14 protein-coding genes are annotated in these 18699 nt (G+C 71.0%); 7 read left to right on the forward strand and 7 right to left on the reverse strand.

Going from position 1 to position 18699, the window contains the following annotated elements; translation table 11 throughout:
- The first annotated feature begins 48 nt into the window (after positions 1–48).
- On the forward strand, positions 49–1395 hold the full coding sequence (locus QRN26_RS14130; RefSeq protein ID WP_056012961.1) for an MFS transporter: 1347 nt from the start codon (positions 49–51) through the stop codon (positions 1393–1395).
- A gap of 170 nt (positions 1396–1565) precedes the next feature.
- Positions 1566–3494, forward strand: a complete 1929-nt coding sequence (locus QRN26_RS14135) for an ABC transporter ATP-binding protein (RefSeq protein ID WP_285037258.1) — start codon at positions 1566–1568, stop codon at positions 3492–3494.
- Between the two features lie 69 nt (positions 3495–3563).
- On the opposite strand, the gene QRN26_RS14140 is transcribed toward QRN26_RS14135, so the two are convergent.
- Both QRN26_RS14140 and QRN26_RS14145 read right to left on the reverse strand, forming a co-directional pair.
- On the reverse strand, positions 3564–4316 hold the full coding sequence (locus tag QRN26_RS14140; RefSeq protein ID WP_285037259.1) for a putative endonuclease domain-containing protein: 753 nt from the start codon (positions 4314–4316) through the stop codon (positions 3564–3566).
- Between the two features lie 377 nt (positions 4317–4693).
- Entirely contained in the window at positions 4694–6559 is a 1866-nt protein-coding gene (locus QRN26_RS14145) for a phosphoenolpyruvate carboxykinase (GTP) (RefSeq protein WP_285037260.1), read from the reverse strand.
- 123 nt (positions 6560–6682) lie between these two features.
- Here QRN26_RS14145 and QRN26_RS14150 point away from each other — a divergent pair, with 123 nt between their 5' ends.
- Entirely contained in the window at positions 6683–8140 is a 1458-nt protein-coding gene (locus QRN26_RS14150; protein ID WP_285037261.1) for a helix-turn-helix domain-containing protein, read from the forward strand.
- Here QRN26_RS14150 and QRN26_RS14155 read toward each other — a convergent pair.
- Complete coding sequence (locus QRN26_RS14155; protein ID WP_285037262.1) at positions 8125–9312, reverse strand: DUF4192 family protein; 1188 nt, start codon at positions 9310–9312, stop codon at positions 8125–8127. The genes QRN26_RS14150 and QRN26_RS14155 overlap by 16 nt on opposite strands.
- 223 nt (positions 9313–9535) lie before the next feature.
- On the opposite strand from QRN26_RS14155, the gene QRN26_RS14160 reads away from it, so the two are divergent.
- Both QRN26_RS14160 and QRN26_RS14165 read left to right on the forward strand, forming a co-directional pair.
- Positions 9536–11242, forward strand: a complete 1707-nt coding sequence (locus QRN26_RS14160; protein WP_285037263.1) for a thiamine pyrophosphate-binding protein — start codon at positions 9536–9538, stop codon at positions 11240–11242.
- 64 nt (positions 11243–11306) lie between these two features.
- Positions 11307–12101, forward strand: coding sequence for an alpha/beta fold hydrolase (locus QRN26_RS14165; RefSeq protein ID WP_285037264.1), 795 nt, complete (start codon positions 11307–11309; stop codon positions 12099–12101).
- 20 nt (positions 12102–12121) lie between these two features.
- On the opposite strand, the gene QRN26_RS14170 is transcribed toward QRN26_RS14165, so the two are convergent.
- From QRN26_RS14170 to QRN26_RS14180, 3 genes are all read right to left on the reverse strand, one after another.
- Positions 12122–14383, reverse strand: a complete 2262-nt coding sequence (locus QRN26_RS14170) for an MMPL family transporter (protein WP_285037265.1) — start codon at positions 14381–14383, stop codon at positions 12122–12124.
- 92 nt (positions 14384–14475) lie between these two features.
- Entirely contained in the window at positions 14476–15051 is a 576-nt protein-coding gene (locus tag QRN26_RS14175; RefSeq protein WP_285037266.1) for an isochorismatase family protein, read from the reverse strand.
- A 96-nt stretch (positions 15052–15147) separates the two neighbouring features.
- Positions 15148–15342, reverse strand: coding sequence for a hypothetical protein (locus QRN26_RS14180; protein WP_056012984.1), 195 nt, complete (start codon positions 15340–15342; stop codon positions 15148–15150).
- A gap of 77 nt (positions 15343–15419) precedes the next feature.
- On the opposite strand from QRN26_RS14180, the gene QRN26_RS14185 reads away from it, so the two are divergent.
- Positions 15420–16280, forward strand: coding sequence for an endo alpha-1,4 polygalactosaminidase (locus QRN26_RS14185; RefSeq protein WP_285037267.1), 861 nt, complete (start codon positions 15420–15422; stop codon positions 16278–16280).
- The gene (locus tag QRN26_RS14190; RefSeq protein ID WP_285037268.1) at positions 16277–17182 is read left to right on the forward strand and encodes a LysR family transcriptional regulator; all 906 of its coding nucleotides are present in this window, start codon (positions 16277–16279) and stop codon (positions 17180–17182) included. Before QRN26_RS14185 ends, QRN26_RS14190 begins: the two co-directional genes overlap by 4 nt.
- A gap of 11 nt (positions 17183–17193) precedes the next feature.
- Here QRN26_RS14190 and QRN26_RS14195 read toward each other — a convergent pair whose 3' ends face one another.
- On the reverse strand, positions 17194–18660 hold the full coding sequence (locus QRN26_RS14195; RefSeq protein WP_285037269.1) for an LCP family protein: 1467 nt from the start codon (positions 18658–18660) through the stop codon (positions 17194–17196).
- Between the last annotated feature and the right edge of the window lie 39 nt (positions 18661–18699).

An 18699-nucleotide genomic window follows, 5' to 3' on the forward strand; every position in this document is an offset into this window, starting at 1 on the left:
GTGCTGATGCTTCGACGGCACCCATCCCCGAACCGAAAACGCGCACGCATGTCTCTCGAAGCAACACCAGTCACCAAGGCCCCGGTCAATCCGCGATCCCGTGTCGTCCTCGCCAGCCTCATCGGCACGACGATCGAGTTCTACGACTTCTACGTCTACGCGACGGCCGCCGTCCTCGTCTTCCCCCACCTCTTCTTCCCGAGCGAGGACCCCACGGCGGGTCTCCTCGCCTCGTTCGCCGTGTTCGGCGCGGCCATGGTCGCCCGCCCGGTCGGTGCCGTCATCTTCGGCCACCTCGGCGACAAGCGCGGCCGGAAGGCGACCCTCGTCGGAGCGCTGCTCACCATGGGCATCGCGACCTTCCTCATCGGGCTCCTGCCGACGTACCAGCTCGTCGGCTGGGTCGCACCGCTGCTCCTCGTGATCCTCCGCATCGGCCAGGGCTTCGCCCTCGGCGGCGAGTGGTCCGGCGCGGCGCTCGTCGCGACCGAGAACGCCCCGAAGGGCAAGCGGGCCCTGTTCGGCACGTTCCCCCAGCTGGGGGCGCCGATCGGCTTCATCATCGCGAACGGCCTCTTCCTCATCATCGCGGCGATCCTGCCGAGTGACGACCCGTCGATGCCGTCCGAGGCCTTCCTCGAGTGGGGCTGGCGGATCCCGTTCCTCTTCTCCGTCGTCATGGTGATCGTCGGCCTGTGGGTGCGCCTGCGACTCGTCGAGAGCAACGCGTTCACGACCGCGAAGGAACAGGGCAAGGTCCAGCGGTCACCGCTCGCCAGCGTCGTCAAGCTCCACTGGCGCAAGCTCCTCCTCGGCACGTTCTTCATGCTCGCCACCTACGTGCTCTTCTACCTGATGACGACGTTCTCCCTGAGCTACGGCCGTGCCCCGGTCGACGCCCCCGTCGCCGGTCTCGGCTACAGCTACACGACGTTCGTGCTCATGCTCATCGCCGGCGTCGTGTTCTTCGGCATCTTCACCCTCGTCTCGGGCCCGTTCGCCGACAAGTACGGCCGACGCAAGACGCTCATCGTGGTGACCAGCGCGATCCTCGTGTTCGGGCTCGTGTGGGTGCCGCTCCTCGACGCCGGGTTCACCGGGGTGATGATCTGGCTGATCATCGGCTTCAGCCTCATGGGCTTCACCTTCGGTCCGATGGGCGCGCTCCTCCCCGAGCTGTTCCCCACGAACGTCCGGTACACGGGCTCCGGCATCTCGTACAACGTGTCGTCGATCCTCGGTGCGGCCGTCGCGCCGTTCATCGCGGTCGCGCTCTGGAGCGCCGGTGGCGGGAGCCCATTCTGGGTCGGCGTCTACCTGTCGGTGATGGCCGCCATCACCCTCACGGCGCTGATCGTCTCGAAGGAGACGAAGGACGTCGACATCGACGCCTGACCCCCGTCGCCTCACCGAGGGCCGGTGCACGGAGGACTCCTCCGGGCACCGGCCCTCGGTGCATCGGTTGCGGCCCGGGCATCGGCGGCGGTCGCTTAGAGTTGGAGGACGGTGCGCCGTCGCCATGGACGTCTCCGAGCCCGCGCACCGCACCTCAGAGGAAGAGCACCATGAGCACCCCAGCGCGCCCCGCACGCAGCCGCAGTCCGTTCAGCCGGCCGAAGGACGACGGTCCGCGCGCGAGCCTCAAGCAGCTCATGCCGTACATCTTCGAGCACCGCTCGATCCTCGTCGTGGTCATCATCTTGAGCGTCATCGGGGCTGCGGCCTCCCTGGCCCAACCGCTCATCGTGAGCCAGGTCATCGGCGTCGTCGAGGCCGGCAGGTCGCTCGGCAACCTCGCCTGGCTGCTCGTCGGGCTCGTCGTGGTCTCCGGCGTCATCAGCGGGTACCAGCACTACCTCCTGCAGCGGGCCGGCACCGGGGTCGTCTACTCGTCCCGCCGCCAGCTCATCGCCCGCATCTTCCGACTCCCCATCAGCCAGTTCGACACGCGCCGCACCGGCGACCTCGTCTCCCGCGTCGGCAGCGACACGACGATGCTCTACGCCGTGCTCACCCAGGGCTTCGTCGACGCCGTCGGCGGCGCCATCACCTTCCTCGGGGCGCTCATCGCGATGGCGATCATCGATCCCGTCCTCCTCGGGCTCACCCTGCTCGTCGTGATCGTCTCGGTCGTCGTCGTCGTCGCCCTCAGCGGTCGGATCCGCGTGGCGAGCCGCGAACAGCAGACGAAGGTGGGCGACCTCGCCGCCGCCGTCGAGCGCGGGATCAGCTCCATCCGCACCATCCGCGCGTCCAACGCCACCGACCGTGAGATCCATGCGGTGGACGGCGTCGCGAAGGAGGCCTACGGCGTCGGTGTCCGGATCGCGAAGATCTCCTCGCTGGTGGTCCCGGTCGCGGGCATCGCCATGCAGACCTCGTTCCTCGTGGTGCTCGGGGTCGGCGGTTTCCGGGTCGCGTCGGGCGCGATCACGATCGCGAGCCTCGTCGCATTCATCCTGTTCCTGTTCATGATGATCATGCCGCTCGGTCAGGCCTTCGGCGCGATCACCAGCGTCAACCAGGCCCTCGGCGCCCTCGGCCGGATCCAGGAGATCCTCGACCTCCCCGACGAGGGCGACGACGACGCGGAGATCGCCGCGCGCGTCACCCGTGCCGGTTCCGCCACCGCCGACGCCCCCGCCATCGCGTTCGACGAGGTGGTGTTCGCCTACCCGGATGCCGCAGTCATCGAGCGGGAACGTGCGGCTGCGGAGGCGCTGGCAGCCACGGTCTCGGATGACGCTTCGGCGCCCTCGGAGACCGTTGCCGCCGACGCCGCCCGGCTCACGGAAGCGCAGTCCGCCCTCGGCCGCCAGGTGCTCCGCGGCGTCTCCTTCGAGGTGCCGCAGGGCAGACGGACCGCGCTCGTCGGGCCCTCCGGCGCCGGCAAGAGCACCATCCTGGGCCTCATCGAGCGTTTCTACGACCCGACCGCGGGCGCCATCCGCCTCGGTGGTGTCGACATCCGCACCATCCCCCGGACCGAGCTCCGGCACCAGATCGGCTACGTGGAGCAGGACGCCCCGGTGCTCGCCGGCACGCTGCGCGACAACCTGCTGTTGTCCTCGCCGGACGCCGACGACGCCGACTGCGTCCGGGTGCTGCACGCGGTCAACCTGGGTGCCGTGCTCGACCGCAACCCGCTCGGCCTGTCGGCTCCCGTCGGCGAGGACGGCATCATGCTCTCCGGTGGCGAGCGTCAGCGGCTCGCGATCGCACGGGCCATCCTCGCGGCCCCTCCCATCCTGCTGCTGGACGAGTCGACGTCCAGTCTCGACGGCGTGAACGAGCAGATGATGCGCGAGGCCATCGACGCGGTCGCCACGGGGCGCACGCTCATCGTGATCGCCCACCGCCTCTCGACGGTCGTCGACAGCGACCAGATCGTCGTCCTCGACGAGGGTCGCGTCGTCGGGGTCGGCACGCACAGTGAGCTCGTCACCGAGGTGCCGCTCTACCGGGAGCTCGCGAAGCACCAGCTCCTCGTCTGACCCCGGTCCGTTCGCCCATCTTTGGGCGAACGAACCCTCATTCGCCCAAAAATGGGCGAATGAATGGGATCACGGACGCCATCCTGCCGCGATGAGGCGCTCGCGGGCTCTCTCGACCGCGATGGCGGCACCCGCCTGCAGATGATGTGCGAGGAAGCGGTCGTGGGACCAGCCGAGTCTGGTGACGGCATGGATCCGGTCGACGTCCTTCGCGAACTGGCCCGCATCGGTGGCGTGCTGGCGCCCGTCGTACTCGAACGCTGCACGATACGCCGGGTAGGCGAGGTCGAGACGCGCAATGAACCGCCCCCAGCGATCACGGAGTTCGTGGTTGAGCACCGGCTCCGGGAGACCGGCGCGAACGAAGGCGAGTCGGAGTTCCGTCTCCTTCGGCGATTCGGAACCACCGCGGATCTGCGGGAGCGCGGCACGGAGGGACCCGGCGCCGAGGTGTCGGGAGCTGCTCAGCGCCGCTGCGAGGTCGTCGATTGAGCAGAGCCCTGGAATGCGCTCATGCCGCCACCGGCCCGAGGCACCTCGCTCACGGACCAGGTGATCGCCGAACGCGACCAGCTCGTCGATGGTGAGACTCGGTCCGAGCTGACACCACATGTCGGCGGGACTCACGACCGCGAGCCCCTCGATGAGGATGGGATCGCCGACGAGGCCGGTCAGGCGATGGCCGACGACCCCGGCGACCCTGGGCGCCCGGTCCGGCGGCCGGACGCCGACGTGGACCTCGTCCCAGCACAGCCGCGCCGGGAGCGGAGCATTCAGGAGGTGTGCGGCCGACAGGTGCGAGAAGAACTGCGTCGGCGCCATTCGCTGCGCGTACGCCCGACACAGCTCCAGGTGCGCGAGATACCGCTGCCCGGGAGGCAGGTCAGCGCCCCTGCGTGGTGCAGCGAAGCTCCGAACCCCCGGGAACGGTGCTGGAACACGCGTCGTGCGGAGGCGCTCGGGTGAGACGCCATGCTCCAGCGCCGAACGGACGGAGAACGCGTCGTGATCGGGCAGATCGGTTGGCGTCATGCTTCGATCGTCGCGCGATCCAGCGGCCGACCGAGCAGCGCGGCCACCTCACGACGACCTCTGCCCTCGTTCGCGAGCTGTGGAGCACCCTCGTCGCCGGTTCGTTCGCCCATCTTTGGGCGAACGAACCTTCATTCGCCCAAAGATGGGCGAATGCATGACGAGGATCAGGCGCGGAGGCGGTAGCGGAGGGCGGCGAGTTCGGCCCGGAGGGCGGCCGGGACACGGTTCCCGAAGGTGTCGAAGAAGGCCTCGGTGAGGTCGCATTCCGCGAGCCAGGAGTCGCGGTCCACGGCGAACAGGGCGTCGAGGGCGTCCTCCGGCAGGTCGATGCCGTCGAGGTTCAGCTCGTCGACGAGCGGTAGCCCACCGATGGCCGACGCACGTGACCCGGCCCCGTGCTCCAGACGGCGGACGATCCACTCGATGACCCGGGCGTTCTCACCGAAGCCCGGCCAGAGGAACGAGCCGTCGGCGTCCTTGCGGAACCAGTTGACCTGGAAGATGCGCGGTGCCATGCCGTGATCGAGCGCTCCACCGACGCGCAGCCAATGGCCCCAGTAGTCGGCCATGTTGTAGCCGCAGAACGGCAGCATCGCGAAGGGGTCGCGGCGGAGCTCGCCGACGATGCCCTCCGCTGCCGCCGTCTGTTCGGAGGAGATCGTGGCGCCCATGAACACGCCGTGCTCCCAGCTGCTCGCCTCCACCACGAGCGGCACGTTCGTGGCCCGGCGTCCGCCGAAGAGGATCGCGTCGAGCGGCACACCGTCGGCCGCGTCCCAGTCCGGGGCGATCGACGGGCACTGCGCCGCTGCGACGGTGAACCGTGAGTTCGGGTGCGCCGCCGGGCGACCGGAGTCCGGCGTCCAGTCCTGACCCTGCCAGTCGATGAGGTGCGCCGGCGGTTCGGGGGTGAGCCCCTCCCACCACACGTCCCCGTCGTCGCGGAGGGCCACGTTCGTGAAGATCGTGTTGCCCCACAGGGTGTCGACGGCCGTCGCGTTCGTCGTCGCTCCCGTGCCGGGCGCCACGCCGAAGAAACCGGCCTCCGGGTTGATCGCGTACAGGCGGCCGTCCTCGCCGGGACGGATCCAGGCGATGTCGTCGCCGAGGGTCTCCACCCGCCATCCCGGGATCGTGGGCCGCAGCATCGCGAGGTTCGTCTTGCCGCAGGCCGAGGGGAAGGCTGCGGCGAGGTGGAAGGCACGGCCTTCGGGCGAGGTCACCCGGACGAGGAGCATGTGTTCGGCCAGCCAGCCCTCATCCCGCCCGATGACCGAGGCGATCCGCAGGGCGAAGCACTTCTTCGCGAGGAGGGCGTTGCCGCCGTACCCCGAGCCATAGGACCACACTTCGCGGGTCTCGGGGAACTGCACGATGTACTTCGTGTCGTTGCACGGCCAGACGACGTCGGCCTGCCCCGCCTCGAGCGGGGCACCGACCGAGTGGACGGTGCGCACCCAGGGCGCACCGTCGGCGATGAGCTCGAGGACGCGGTCGCCCATCCGGGTCATGATCCCCATGCTGAGCACGGCGTAGGCCGAGTCGGTGATCTGCACCCCGAGCTGCGACAGCGGCCCGCCGACGGCACCCATCGAGAACGGGACGACGTACATCGTCCGGCCGCGCATGCTGCCGGCGAAGACCCCGCGCAATTCCGCCCGCATGGCGGCCGGGTCGCGCCAGTTGTTCGTCGGTCCGGCGTCCCCCTCCGTCTCGGAGCAGATGAAGGTGCGGTCCTCCACCCGCGCGACGTCGCTCGGGTCGCTGCGGGCGAGGAAGCTGTTCGGCCGCCATTCGGGGTTCAGCTTGATCAGCTTCCCCTCGGCGACGAGCTGGTGGGTGAGCCGGTGCGACTCACTCGCCGAGCCGTCGACCCAGTGGATGGCGGACGGTTCGAGGAGGGTGGCGAGTTCGTCCACCCACGCATGCAGTTCGGCGAGCCCCGAGGAGGTCGGCGGCTGCACCGCTCGGAGCAGCCGCCGCGTCGTGGGGGCGGGGGTCGGATCGGAGAGCAGCTCGGCGATGGACATGTGTTCCTCCGGCGTTGGTGGGACAGTCAAGAAGTGGGTGTGGACCCACTCTGCGCCCGAATCCGGGATTCTTATCGGTGTGATCGACGACAAGAACCCCAGATCTTTCGATATGGTGAAGGAATGACCCCGAACCCCTCCGGCAACGCCGCCGCAGACCTGCTCACCCTCGGGCGCCGGATCCGTCACTTCCGGACGCGTCGTGGACTCACCCTCGACGATCTCGGTGAGCGGGTCGGTCTGGCCGCGAGTCAGCTCTCGCTCATCGAGAACGGCAAACGGGAGCCGAAACTGTCGGTCCTGCAGGAACTCACCGCCGCCCTCGGCGTCGAGTTGAACGACCTGCTCTCGACCGAGGCGCCCAATCCCCGCGCTGCGCTGGAGATCGAACTGGACCGGCTGCAACGGAGCGCCCTGTACAGCGAGTTGACCCTCCCCCAGGTGAAGCCGTCGAAGGGCATCCCGGACGACGCCCTCCGCGCACTCGTCGGACTGCACCGGGAACTGCAACGGCACGCGAACGAGGCGATCGCGACGCCGGAGGAGGCCCGACGCGCCAACACCGAACTGCGGGAGTGGATGCGTGAGCGCGACAACCACCTCCCGGAGATCGAGGAACTCGCCGAGTCCCGCGTCCTGCGGGCGGGTCACAGCACCGGCGCCCTCACACACCGCACGGTGAGCGTCATGGCGGAGCAACTCGGCTTCGACCTCATCTACGTCAACGACCTCCCGCACTCGGCTCGGAGCGTCACCGATCTCGAGAACGGTCGGATCTACCTGCCGCCGGCGTCGATCCCCGGCGGACACGGCCTGCGATCCATGGCGCTGCAGGCGATGGCCCACCGACTGCTCGGACACCAGCGCCCCACGAGTTATGCGGAGTTCCTCCGACAGCGGCTCGAGATCAACTACTTCGCGGCGGCGGCGCTCATGCCGCAGACAGCTGCGGTGTCCTTCCTGCAGCAGGCCAAGCGAGACCGCAACCTGGCCGTGGAGGACTTCCGGGACGCCTTCGGGGTCACCCACGAGGCGGCGGCGCTCCGACTGACGAACCTCGCGACCGCGCGACTCGACATGCGCCTGCACTTCCTGCGGGTCTCGGAGGACGGCGCGATCTCGAAGGCCTACGAGAACGACGCGCTCCCGCTCCCGGTCGACGTGACGGGCGCCGTGGAAGGCCAGATCGTGTGCCGGAAGTGGAGTGCACGCAACGCCTTCGCCCGGACCAACCGCACCACCGAGCTCTACCAGTACACCGACACCCCGGCCGGGACCTTCTGGTGCGCGACGCAGACCGGTACCACCGAGGCGGGTGAGTTCTCGATCTCGGTCGGCGTGCCCTGGGGCGAGGCAAAGTGGTTCCGTGGGCGGGAGACGACGACCCGCGCAGTGTCGACGTGCCCCGACCCGACCTGCTGCCGACGGCCTCCCTCCGTCCTCGCCGACAAGTGGCGCGAGCAGGCCTGGCCCAGTGCCCGCCTGCACACGCACATCCTGTCGCCACTGCCGAGCGGTACGTTCCCGGGCGTGGACGACTCCGAGGTCTACGACTTCCTCGAGCGTCACGCGGCGGGCTGACCGTTCGCGGCGACAACGGATCCCCCGGGCTCGGCCGACGGCCGGAAGGCCCAGGCCGGCAGGTGCCCCTGGCGGATCAGCGACGCGACGGTCGACGCCAGCGGATGGTCCAACTCGGTGGCGTCGAGCTCGTCGAGGAAGGCGGCAGCACGGCTGCTCTGACCGAGCGCCCAGGCCAGCCAGGCGAGCATCGCGAGCGGTGCAACGCGCGCCGACTCGGATGCGCGCGCCGTGACGCCGAGGAGCAGGCTGCTCGCCGCCCGGATGCGCTGGACGTCGGGATGCGGTCCGTCGCCGACCAGCAGGTGGGCGACCCGGTGGAACACCTCCGGGTCGTCCATCCCGACCGGGAGATGCCCGTACGCGCGTTCGGCGTCGTCGAGTTCCTCCCCCAGGTCTCGCCCGAACGCCCACTGCATGAGCGCGAGATCGCTCGCCCAGGGGCGCCCCAGGCTGAGTAACAGGAAAGCGACCTCCCGAGGGGTCATCGCCTCGACGCCTCGGGCGAGGGCGTCCTCGAAGACCTCGGGGAGGCCGTCGAGTCGTTCCACGGTGTCGCCGACATCGATCCGCCAGCTCGTGCGGGCGTGATCGGTGGCCGCGTCGAGCATGGAGGCCAGCCGTGCACTGAGCACCCGGTACTCGAGGTCGACGGCGGCGAACGTCGCCGCGTCCACCGACGGCACCTGGGTGGTGACGAGCTCGGTCGGGAGCGGTGGGACGGGCGGGACCGCCGCCGAGGCCACGATCGCCGGCGACCGCCCTCCGGAGGGGAGTCCGGGATCGAGGTAGGAGCCCCAACCGTCGGTGGCCGAGCACAGCGCATCCTTGACCGCGAACCCGTGCGCGCTCGCCAAGCCGAGGATCGCATCCGCGATGACGCGGCCCGGCGGCTCCGCCGCGGCTCCGAAGGCGTCGTCCGTGTAGACCACCGGCACGATGGCGTCGACACCCGGCGCCCGGCAGGCGAACCCGAGAGCGTGCTCCGCAGCCGCCTCCGCCACCCGCCGGTCGACGTCCGTCCCGGCGGGCAGATGGATATGGAGGGCGCCGCGACTGCGGGAACCCGCGAACAGGACGACGACGAGACTCGATCTCGGGGTGCTTCCGATGAGTCCGGGGACGAGGGCGAGGAGGTCTTCGGCCGCATTGGCCTGCACGATGTGGGTCATGAGGACAGCCTCCAGCGGACGTCGCCGGGCTGTCCGGCGGGTGTCGCGGATGTCGAGTGGATGACGCGAAGACCGCACTGTGCAGCGGGGTCCCCGCGGAGTAGAGTGTGCTCGTCAGACTCCGCGACACCGGAGTCGTTGCTCGAAAAAAGGGCGATAGCGCGGTCAGCACCGGCGAGACACACACGGAATCCCATCCGTCCACGTTCTCGAAGGTCACGCCATGTCCGAACACGCTCCGTCGACCGTTCCCGCGGTCACCCCGTCCACCGTCTCCGCCCGTGTGGCCCAAGCCCTCAGCCGCCACGTCTCCGACGTGTTCGGGGTCATGGGGAACGGCAACGCGCACTTCCTCGACGCCCTCGCCGCCACCGGCACGCGCATCACGGCCATGCGGCACGAAGCCGGCGGGGTCGCAGCAGCCGACGCCTACGTCCGCGCCGGTGGCGCCCTGGCCGCCGCCACGGCCACGTACGGCGCCGGATTCACCAATACGCTGACCCCGCTCGCCGAAGCGGTCATGGCGCGCATCCCCCTCGTCCTCGTCGTCGGGGACGCGCCCACGACCGGCACGAGGCCCTGGGACGTCGACCAGTTCCAGATCGCCGCCGGGCTCGGAGCCGCCACCTTCACCGTCGGCCGCGACGACGCCACCGCGACCACCCTGCGGGCCATCGAACACGCCGTCCACCGTCGCACGGCCGTCGTGCTCGCGATCCCGTACGACCTCGCCGCCGTGGCGTCCGACGAACCACTGCGAGCCGACGGCACGCCGCATCACCCCGCCCTCGTCCGGCCGTCCCGCGTGGAACCGGTCGCGCGGCGTCTGGACACCGCGGCAGCCGCCCTGCGCTCCGCGCGTCGACCGCTCATCCTCGCCGGCCGTGGCGCCTGGCTGGCCGACGCCGGGCCCGTCCTCGGGGAACTCGCGGAACGTCTGGACGCCTACACCGCGACCACGGCGCTCGGGCTCGGACTGTTCGGGGTGAGCGACCGCGACCTCGGTGTCGCCGGAGGCTTCGCCACGGAACGCGCGGCGCGGACCATCGCCGATGCGGACGTCGTCCTCGTCGTGGGCGCCGGTCTCAACCAGTTCACGATGCGGTTCGGTGAGGCCTTCTCCCCCGAGGCGCACGTGATCCAGGTGGACCTCGCCGACGCCCCGACGAACGCCAGGGTCGACGAGCTCGTCCGCGGCGACGCGGCACTCGCCGCCGCCGGCCTGCTCGATCGCCTGGACGGTGCGGCCGGTTCCGGCTGGTTCACCGCCGGAGGCGCCGTCCGGCCGGCACCCCACCTCGACCGCGATCCCGGCGTCGGCGTGTGCGCCGACGGCCGACTCGACCCCCGCAGCCTCGCGCACCGACTGAACGAGTTGCTGCCGCAGGACCGCACGGTCGTCCAGGACGGCGGCCACTTCATCGGTTGGGCACCGAGCTATCTCGACATCCCCTCCCCCGACCGCCTCGTCATGGTCGGCACCGCCTACCAGACCATCGGACTCGGCTTCCCGAGCGCGGTCGGTGCCGCAGCGGTCGGGCACCCCGGCACGACCGTCCTCTGCACGGGCGACGGGGGCGGGCTCATGGCGCTCCCCGACCTCGACACCGTCATCCGCACCGTCCGGAGCGGTGTGGTCGTGGTGTTCAACGACGCCGCGTACGGCGCCGAGGTCCACCAGTACGGCTCACGCGGGCTCGACCAGGCCCCCATGCTCATCGACGAGGTGGACTTCGCTGCGCTCGCCCGTGCGCTCGGCGGTCAGGGCCTCACGATCGACACCCTCGCCGACCTCGACGGCCTCACCGACTGGGTCCACGCCGGGGCGGACGGCGTCCTCCTGCTCGACTGCCGCATCTCCACGAGTGTCGTCGCACCGTACCTGTCGGAGATGATGCACCAGGGGCCTCGCCCGATCGCCGTCGACTGAGCCACGCCGCGACGGTGCCTCCGACGCGCACCGAACCGCTCCCCGCGGCGAGTATCGTGGTCGGGTGCTTCCCCAGCCTGAGCCGATCGCGCCCACCTACGTCATGTCGTCGGACGGGTTCCGGGTCGCCACCTACGTGCACGAGCCGGCGGCCGACGCCGACCGCGCGGAGACGGTCGTCGCCGTCCACGGCTTCGCCTCGAGCGCTGGACTCAACTGGGACCTCGCGGGGTGGACCAGGACCCTCACCCGAGCCGGGTACCGGCTGGTGACGATCGACCAGCGCGGACACGGGGCGTCGGACAAGCCGACGGATCCGAGCGCCTACCGACTCGACGGCCTCGTCGACGACGTCCTCACCGTGCTCGACGGCTACAGCGTCGACGAGCCGCACTACCTCGGCTACTCGCTCGGCTCACGGGTGGGCTGGCGGTTGGGTGTCCGGCATCCCGACCGCGTCCGCTCGCTCAGCCTCGGCGGGCTCCCCGAGGGCGACTCGCTCCGCGGCTTCGACCTCGACGAGGCCCGGCTCCGGGTCAGGACCGGCGCGACGATCACGCACCGGCTCACCGAGACGTACGTGTCGATGGCGGAGGGGGTCCCCGGCAACGACGTCGAGGCCCTGATCGCCCTGGTGGAGGGCCTCCGCGGCGGTCCGCAGCCGACCACGGCCGAGGTGCCGCCCCTCCCGATGCTCCTCGTGACCGGGGACGACGACGCGGTCGCGGACGGCAGTCGGCGCCTGGCCGAGGCGGCCGGAGCGCGGTATGTCGGACTGCCCGGCCGCGAGCACTTCAACGCCGTGTCCTCCCGCGTGTTCAAGGACGCGGTCCTGACGTTCCTCGCCGAGCAGGGGTAGGACGTCCGGGCGACCCCCGCTCAGGCGGCGTGTCGGTGCTCGGCGCGACCCTTCGCGAGCTTCGACGGCCACCAGATGGCGCTGCCGATGTCGTGGCTGAGGGCCGGGACGAGCAGCGTGCGCACGATGATCGTGTCGAGGAGGACGCCGAACGCGACGATGAACGCGATCTGCGCGAGGAACAGGATCGGGATCACGCCGAGCGCCGCGAAGGTGGCCGCGAGCACGAGGCCGGCCGAGGTGATCACCCCGCCCGTGATCGCGAGACCGCGCAACACCCCGGCTCTCGTGCCGACCCGGAGCGACTCCTCGCGCACCCGCGTCATGAGGAAGATGTTGTAGTCGATCCCGAGCGCGACGAGGAAGACGAAGCCGTAGAGCGGCACGCTCGGATCTGCGCCGGGGAAGCCGAGGACGTGCGTGAACACGAGGGCGGAGACCCCGAGCGCCGCTCCGAAGGACACCACCACGCTGAGGATGAGCAGGACCGGCGCGAGGACCGACCGCAGGAGCAGCATGAGGATGAGGAGGATGACGACGAGCACCACGGGGATGATGAGGTTCCGGTCGTGGATGGCGGCGTCGTTCGAGTCGATCGCGGTCGCGGTGACCCCGCCGACCGGTGTGTGGGTGCCGACGGCGGCGTCGATGGTGGTGCGCAGCTGTCGCACGGTCTCCTCCGCGGCTGCGGAGTCGGGTGCCGTGTCGAGGGTCGCCTGGAGCACGATCCGGCCGTCGTCGACGGTGGGCTCGGCCGGCGACGCGGGGGTCCCCGGAGGACCGGTCGGTGGCGCGGTGAACACCGCCTCCCCGTCGCGCACCGTCGCGTCCGCGGTGCCGGTCGCCGTGCCGCTCGCCAGCACCTGGACACCGTCGAGCCCGTCGGTGTCCTCCAAGATGGCGATGACCTCGGCGGCGTCGTCCTTCCCGGTGAGGACGGAGACCGGACTCGCCGACCCGGCCGGGAAGTGCTCACCGAGCGCGAGCTGCCCGTCGCGCGCCTCGGAGGTCCCGAGGATGAGGTCGCTCTGCGCGACGCCGTCCGCCTGGAGTTGGACGACACCGAGACTCGCGACCAGGAGGAGGAGGGTGCTCCCGATCCAGACGACGCGGGCGCGGCGAGAGATGAGGCGGGCGATCCCGCCCCACAGGCCGGTGGTCGGCACCGCGTCGTCATCGGCCGTCGCGGCCTGCACCCGGTGCTCGCTGCCGACCTTCGGGCGCAGGGGCCAGAAGGAGCTCCGGCCGCAGGCGAGGAGGAGGGCCGGCAGGAAGGTGAGTGCGGCGAGCACGGAGAAGACGATGCCGATCGCGGCCACCGGCCCGAGTGCCTTGTTCGAGTTCAGGTCGCTGAGCAGCAGGCAGAGCAGCCCGGCGATCACGGTGCCTCCGGAGGCGACGATCGGTTCGAGGGAACCGCGGAGCGCCGCCCACGTCGCATCCCATCGGCGCTCGTGGTCGCGGAGCGCCTCCCGGTACCGCGAGACGTACAGCAGCGAGTAGTCCGTCGCCGCGCCGATCACGAGGATGAACAGGATGCCCTGCACCTGACCGTTCAGGAGCACGACGCCGGCCTTGGCCAGCCACCACACGGTGAGCAGCGCCGTGCAGAGCGCGAAGAGCGAGGTGCCGAGCACGAGGAACGGCAGCACGGGCGACCGGTAGACGACGATGAGGATGAGGAAGACGGCTCCGAGGGCCGTCAGGAGCAGGATGCCGTCGATGCCGGCGAAGGCGGCGGTCAGGTCCGCGGTGAACCCGGCGGGACCCGTGACGAAGACCTCCACCCCCGACGGCATCGCGTCCCCGAGCTGGGCGCGCAGGGCCTCGACGACGTCGCCGACCTCCGCGTCGCCGCTGATCGGCACGAAGGCCTCGAGCGCCTCGCCGTCCTCGGAGGGGATGGCCGGTGAGACCCCGTCGGCGACGCCCTCGGTCGAAGCGATCGTCGCGAGTTCGTCGTCGATGGCGGAGCGGTCGTCGTCGGTGATCCCGCCCTCCCGCACGAACAGGACGAGGGCCGGGATGTCGTCACCGTCACGGAACCCGTCGAGCGCGGCCTGCACCTCCGTGGCGTCGGCGCTCGCGGGGAGGAAGCTCGTCTGGTCGTTGGTCGCGACCTCGCTCACCTTGCCGAAGTACGGCCCGCCGACGCCGGCGGCGATGAGCCACAGGAGGATGAGGACCGCTGGCAGCAGGATGCGCAGCCAGCGCGGTGCCCCGTTCCGATCGCGCCGCGGCGCCGTGGTCGTCGATGCCTCACCGTGTCGCCCGTGCGTCATGCGCGTGCCCCGTCCTCGCCCTGTCCCGAATATTATGCAGCTAGCTTACTATCTGCGACGGGTGGCGTGTGCGAGTCCGATCCGGCGGGGTCTCAGCGCGTGACGAGCACTCCCCCGGCCTCGACGATCTCGGCGAGCGCCGCCGCTCCGGCGGCCTCGTCGACCGGCGCCACGAGGTCGGTGAGCACCCGGACCTGCAGGCCGTGCCCGATGGCGTCGAGCGCACTCCGGCGGACGCAGTAGTCGGTCGCCAGGCCGACGACGTCGACCTCCGTGACCTGGGAGTCCGCGAGGACCTCTTCCAAGCGTCGGCCCTCGGGGGTGACGCCCTCGAAGATCGAGTACCCGTGGGCTCCCTGCCCCTTCCGGATGTGGGTGTCGACCGCTTTGGTGTCGAGCGCGTGGTGGTACTCGGCGCCCTCGCTCCCGGCGACGCAGTGCACGGGCCAGGTGGTCGTGTAGTCGGGCTCGCCCGCGGCGAAGTGACCGCCGTTGTCGCCCTCGGCGTCGTGCCAGTCGCGGGAGGCGAACACGTGCGCGTAGTCGTCCCCGTGTTCAGCGAGGAGCTGCGTGATCCCTGCGGCGACGTTCTCGCCACCGGTCACCCCGAGCGCACCGCCCTCGGTGAAGTCGTTCTGTACGTCGATGATGAAGAGCGCGCGCGCCACGAAGCCTCCCGGTTGTCGTCCCGCTTCGGCTGAGGCGGGTGGCTTCGAGGGTAACGCGCGGGATCGGGCGGCGTCAGGTGCTTGCGCCGGCGGGCGTCAGAGGCGGCGGGCCCGCTCGCGGCGGCGGTCGAAGAACTGCAGGCCGACGTTCACGCCCATGACCACGGTGCCGAGCAGCATGGCGACGAGCCCGGCGATCCGGAACCCGACGGGCAGCTCCAGGAGCAGCGCGAAGACGATCCCGAGGAGGATGAGCGCGGCACCCGCGGCGAACAGCACCAGATACTTCATGCCCCCAACGGTACCCGCTCCGTGGACGTGTGGTCGGCCCCTCCGGCGTGCCCGGGCCCGGGACCTAGGCTGGTCGCATGCCGTTCCCCCACCTCCGTGCCCGCACGGCCCTCGCGGCCGGCGGCGTCCTCGCCATCACGCTCGTCGCCGCCGGGTGCTCCTCCGCCCAGAGCGAGGCCGCCTCCAGCACCGGATCGGCCACCGCGGCAAGCGGGTTCCCGACGGACATCGTGTTCGATTACCAACTCGGCGGTGGATACGAACCGGCTGCCGGCGTGGGTGGCGTCGTCCGCGACAGCACGGACACCCCGGACCCTGACCGGTACTCGATCTGTTACGTGAACGGGTTCCAGAGTCAGCCGGCCGACCGTGACGCGTGGCTCGCCGAGCCGGACCTCGTGCTCACCGACGAGGCGGGAGAGCCGATCATCGACGAGAACTGGCCCGACGAGCTGATCTTCGACCTCTCCACCGACGACCGTCGCGCCCGCATCGCCGAGCGGGTCGGCACGAGCATCACCCGTTGCGCGGACGCCGGCTTCGACGCCGTCGAGATCGACAACCTCGACTCGTACACGCGGTCCGACGGCCGACTCACCGTGGACGACGCGATGGCCCTCGCCACCCGCTACGCCGACCTCGCCCACGACGCCGGGCTCCTCATCGGGCAGAAGAACGCCGGCGACCTCGGCACGCGGGGGCGGGACGACGTCGGCTTCGACTTCGCCGTGGCCGAGGAGTGCCACCGCTTCGACGAGTGCGGCACCTACACCGAGGTGTACGGCGGGGCCGTGCTCGACATCGAGTACACCGACGATCTGCGCGGCACCTTCGACGAGGTCTGCGCCGACCCGCAGGTCCCGTTCTCCACGATCCTGCGCGACCGCGACCTCGCTCCGGCCGACGCCGCCGACCACGTGTACGAAGCCTGCCGGTGAACCTCGAGCAGCTCGAAGCCGTCGTCGCCGTCGTGGACTACGGCTCGTACGCTGCCGCCGCCGACGTCCTCCGGATCTCCCAGCCCTCGCTCACGCGACGCATCCAACGCTGCGAGGCCGAGCTCGGGCTCGCGCTCTTCACCCGGGTCGGTCGGCGCATGCAGGTCACCGATGCCGGACGGTCGGTGCTCGGCCCGGCGAGGCGGATGCTCCAGGAGGCGAACGGGCTCCGCGCACTCGCCGACGCCCAGCACGCGCTCACCGTCGGCACGCTCCGGATCGGCGCGCTCCCCTCGCTCGTCGCGACCCACGTTCCGGAGCTCGTCGCCCGGTTCCACGCCGCACACCCCGACGTCCGCATCGAGGTCACAGGCGCCGTCGACTCGGCCGAGCTGCTCGAGGCCATCGACCTCGGGCGCATCGACCTCGGCGTGGCCGATGTGGCCGCCGCCGGCCCCGGCGTCGAGGTGCGGCTCCTCGAGGAACAGCGCTTCGCGATCGTCCTCCCCGGCCTCAGGACCGACGCCGAGCGCGAGGCCGACCACACCCCGCCGACCATCACCGGCGATGAGCTGGCTGCGAACACCCTCGTGACCCTCCCGCGCGGGACGTCGATGCGCGCCGTGACGGACGAGGCCTACGCCAGCTTCGGCGTGCAACCACCGCGCATCGTCGTGACGACCCAACGCGACGCGCTCACCCGCTTCGCGACCGCGGGTGTCGGCCTGACGGTGGTACCGGAGCGATTGGCGGACTGGGCCGCGGCGAACGGTGCGCGCGTCCGCCGGTTCCCGACCCCGGTCACCCGGAGCATCGGGCTCCTCGTCCGCCACGACACCGTCGGGACGCCCGCTGTGAGCGCGTTCCTGCGACTGACGGAGCAGGTCTCGCCCGGGCGGTGAGGCGCTCCGCGTCAGCCGCAGAGGTCCGCGGCGGCGTTGCGGGACTCGACCTCGACCGGCGCCGGCGCGGGCGCCGCAACAGCGGCCTCGGTCAGTGCGGCGAAGTCGTCTCCGATGACGAGCACGACGTCCTCGTCGTCCGGTCCCGGTTCGCCGCTCACGACGACCGTGATCCCCAACTCCTGGGCGAGGGAGGCGGCTGTCGCCCGGGCCGCGTCCGAATCGCGCGCAAGGAGGACGGTGACCGGGGTGTCCGTCTCCGCGTCGCCGATCGTCGCGACGACGTAGCCGAAGGCGGTCAATCGGTCGGCCGTCGCCGTCGCGACCCCGTTCGTCTGCGAACCGTTGAGGACGCTGACCGCCTCGACCCGCACCGGTTCGACCGGGGTGACCGGCTCGGCGGGTGACGCGTCGGCGGCTCCCGCGATCGGTACCGGGACATCCGTGGCGAGGCTCGAGAACACCGTTGCGGCGTCATCGCTCGGCACCACCCGGTTCGCGTCCGACGGCGCCTCGGTCCACGGCATCGTCAGGAAGGTGATGGCCGTGGCGGGCACCTGTGAGACCCGGTGCGCGAGGGAGGTCAGGCTCGCGAGGTCGCCGAGTGCCGTGTCGACCGTGAGCGAGGACGTGACCGCGTCCAGGAAGCGGATGAGTCGGTCCGGCCGGGTGAGCACCTCGGCGCTCAGCGCCCGCTGCACGATCGCGGACATCACCATCTGCTGGTTGCCGAGGCGCGAGATGTCGCTGCCGTCGCCCACCGCGTGCCGGGTGCGGGCGAGCGCGAGCGCCTGCGTCCCGTCGATGACCTGTGCCCCGGCGGGCAGGGCGAGGTTCGAATACGGGTCCTCCATGTCCGTCGGCAGGCACACGGCCAAGCCGTCCATGCCGTTGACGATCGCTTGGAAGCCGCTGAAGTCGAGCTCGACGAAGTGGTCGATCGGCACACCGGTCATCGCCTGCACCGCGGCGACCGAACAGGCGGCCCCGGAGTTCAGGGCGGCGTTCACCATGCCGTAGTCGTCGGGTGTCCCCCGCCCGGTGTCCGTGCACATCGACAGGTCGGTCAGCGTGTCACGTGGGATCTGCATCGCGTCGATCCGGGTGTTGCCCGCGGACACGTGCACGAGCACCATCGCGTCGCTGCGCTTGGTGCCGGTGTCCTCGCCGTAGTCGCCGAGCGCGAGGTCACGACTGTCGGAGCCGAGGAGGAGGACGTTGATCGCCGGGTCCGGCGCGCCAGGCTCCGCCGGCTCCGTCGCACGGCCGGTCGGAGCGGCGATCGCCTCGGAGCTGAGGTTCCCCTGCAGCCGGAGCGCGAGGGCACCGAGACCGCCGAGCATCGCGAGCACGAGGCCGCCGGCGATCCCGACGACGAGGCGGCGCCGACGGACCCGCGGGCTCGCGTCACCACCGCGGCGGCGAGCGTGGGAGGCGTGCGGGCGGCTGGGCGCCTCGGGGAGGTCGGGTCTGCGCATCGGACCAGTGCACCAAGTGCCTGCTCGGAGGACAAGCAC

Source organism: Plantibacter sp. ME-Dv--P-095 (genome assembly GCF_030209365.1).
GTDB lineage: Bacteria > Actinomycetota > Actinomycetes > Actinomycetales > Microbacteriaceae > Plantibacter.

Coding starts and splice junctions, on each gene's coding strand:
- QRN26_RS14130 (WP_056012961.1), top strand. CDS start 49: ATGTCTCTCGAAGCAACACCAGTCACCAAGGCCCCGGTCAATCCGCGA.
- QRN26_RS14135 (WP_285037258.1), top strand. CDS start 1,566: ATGAGCACCCCAGCGCGCCCCGCACGCAGCCGCAGTCCGTTCAGCCGG.
- QRN26_RS14140 (WP_285037259.1), bottom strand. CDS start 4,316: ATGGCGCCGACGCAGTTCTTCTCGCACCTGTCGGCCGCACACCTCCTG.
- QRN26_RS14145 (WP_285037260.1), bottom strand. CDS start 6,559: ATGTCCATCGCCGAGCTGCTCTCCGATCCGACCCCCGCCCCCACGACG.
- QRN26_RS14150 (WP_285037261.1), top strand. CDS start 6,683: ATGACCCCGAACCCCTCCGGCAACGCCGCCGCAGACCTGCTCACCCTC.
- QRN26_RS14155 (WP_285037262.1), bottom strand. CDS start 9,312: ATGACCCACATCGTGCAGGCCAATGCGGCCGAAGACCTCCTCGCCCTC.
- QRN26_RS14160 (WP_285037263.1), top strand. CDS start 9,536: ATGTCCGAACACGCTCCGTCGACCGTTCCCGCGGTCACCCCGTCCACC.
- QRN26_RS14170 (WP_285037265.1), bottom strand. CDS start 14,383: ATGACGCACGGGCGACACGGTGAGGCATCGACGACCACGGCGCCGCGG.
- QRN26_RS14180 (WP_056012984.1), bottom strand. CDS start 15,342: ATGAAGTATCTGGTGCTGTTCGCCGCGGGTGCCGCGCTCATCCTCCTC.
- QRN26_RS14185 (WP_285037267.1), top strand. CDS start 15,420: ATGCCGTTCCCCCACCTCCGTGCCCGCACGGCCCTCGCGGCCGGCGGC.
- QRN26_RS14195 (WP_285037269.1), bottom strand. CDS start 18,660: ATGCGCAGACCCGACCTCCCCGAGGCGCCCAGCCGCCCGCACGCCTCC.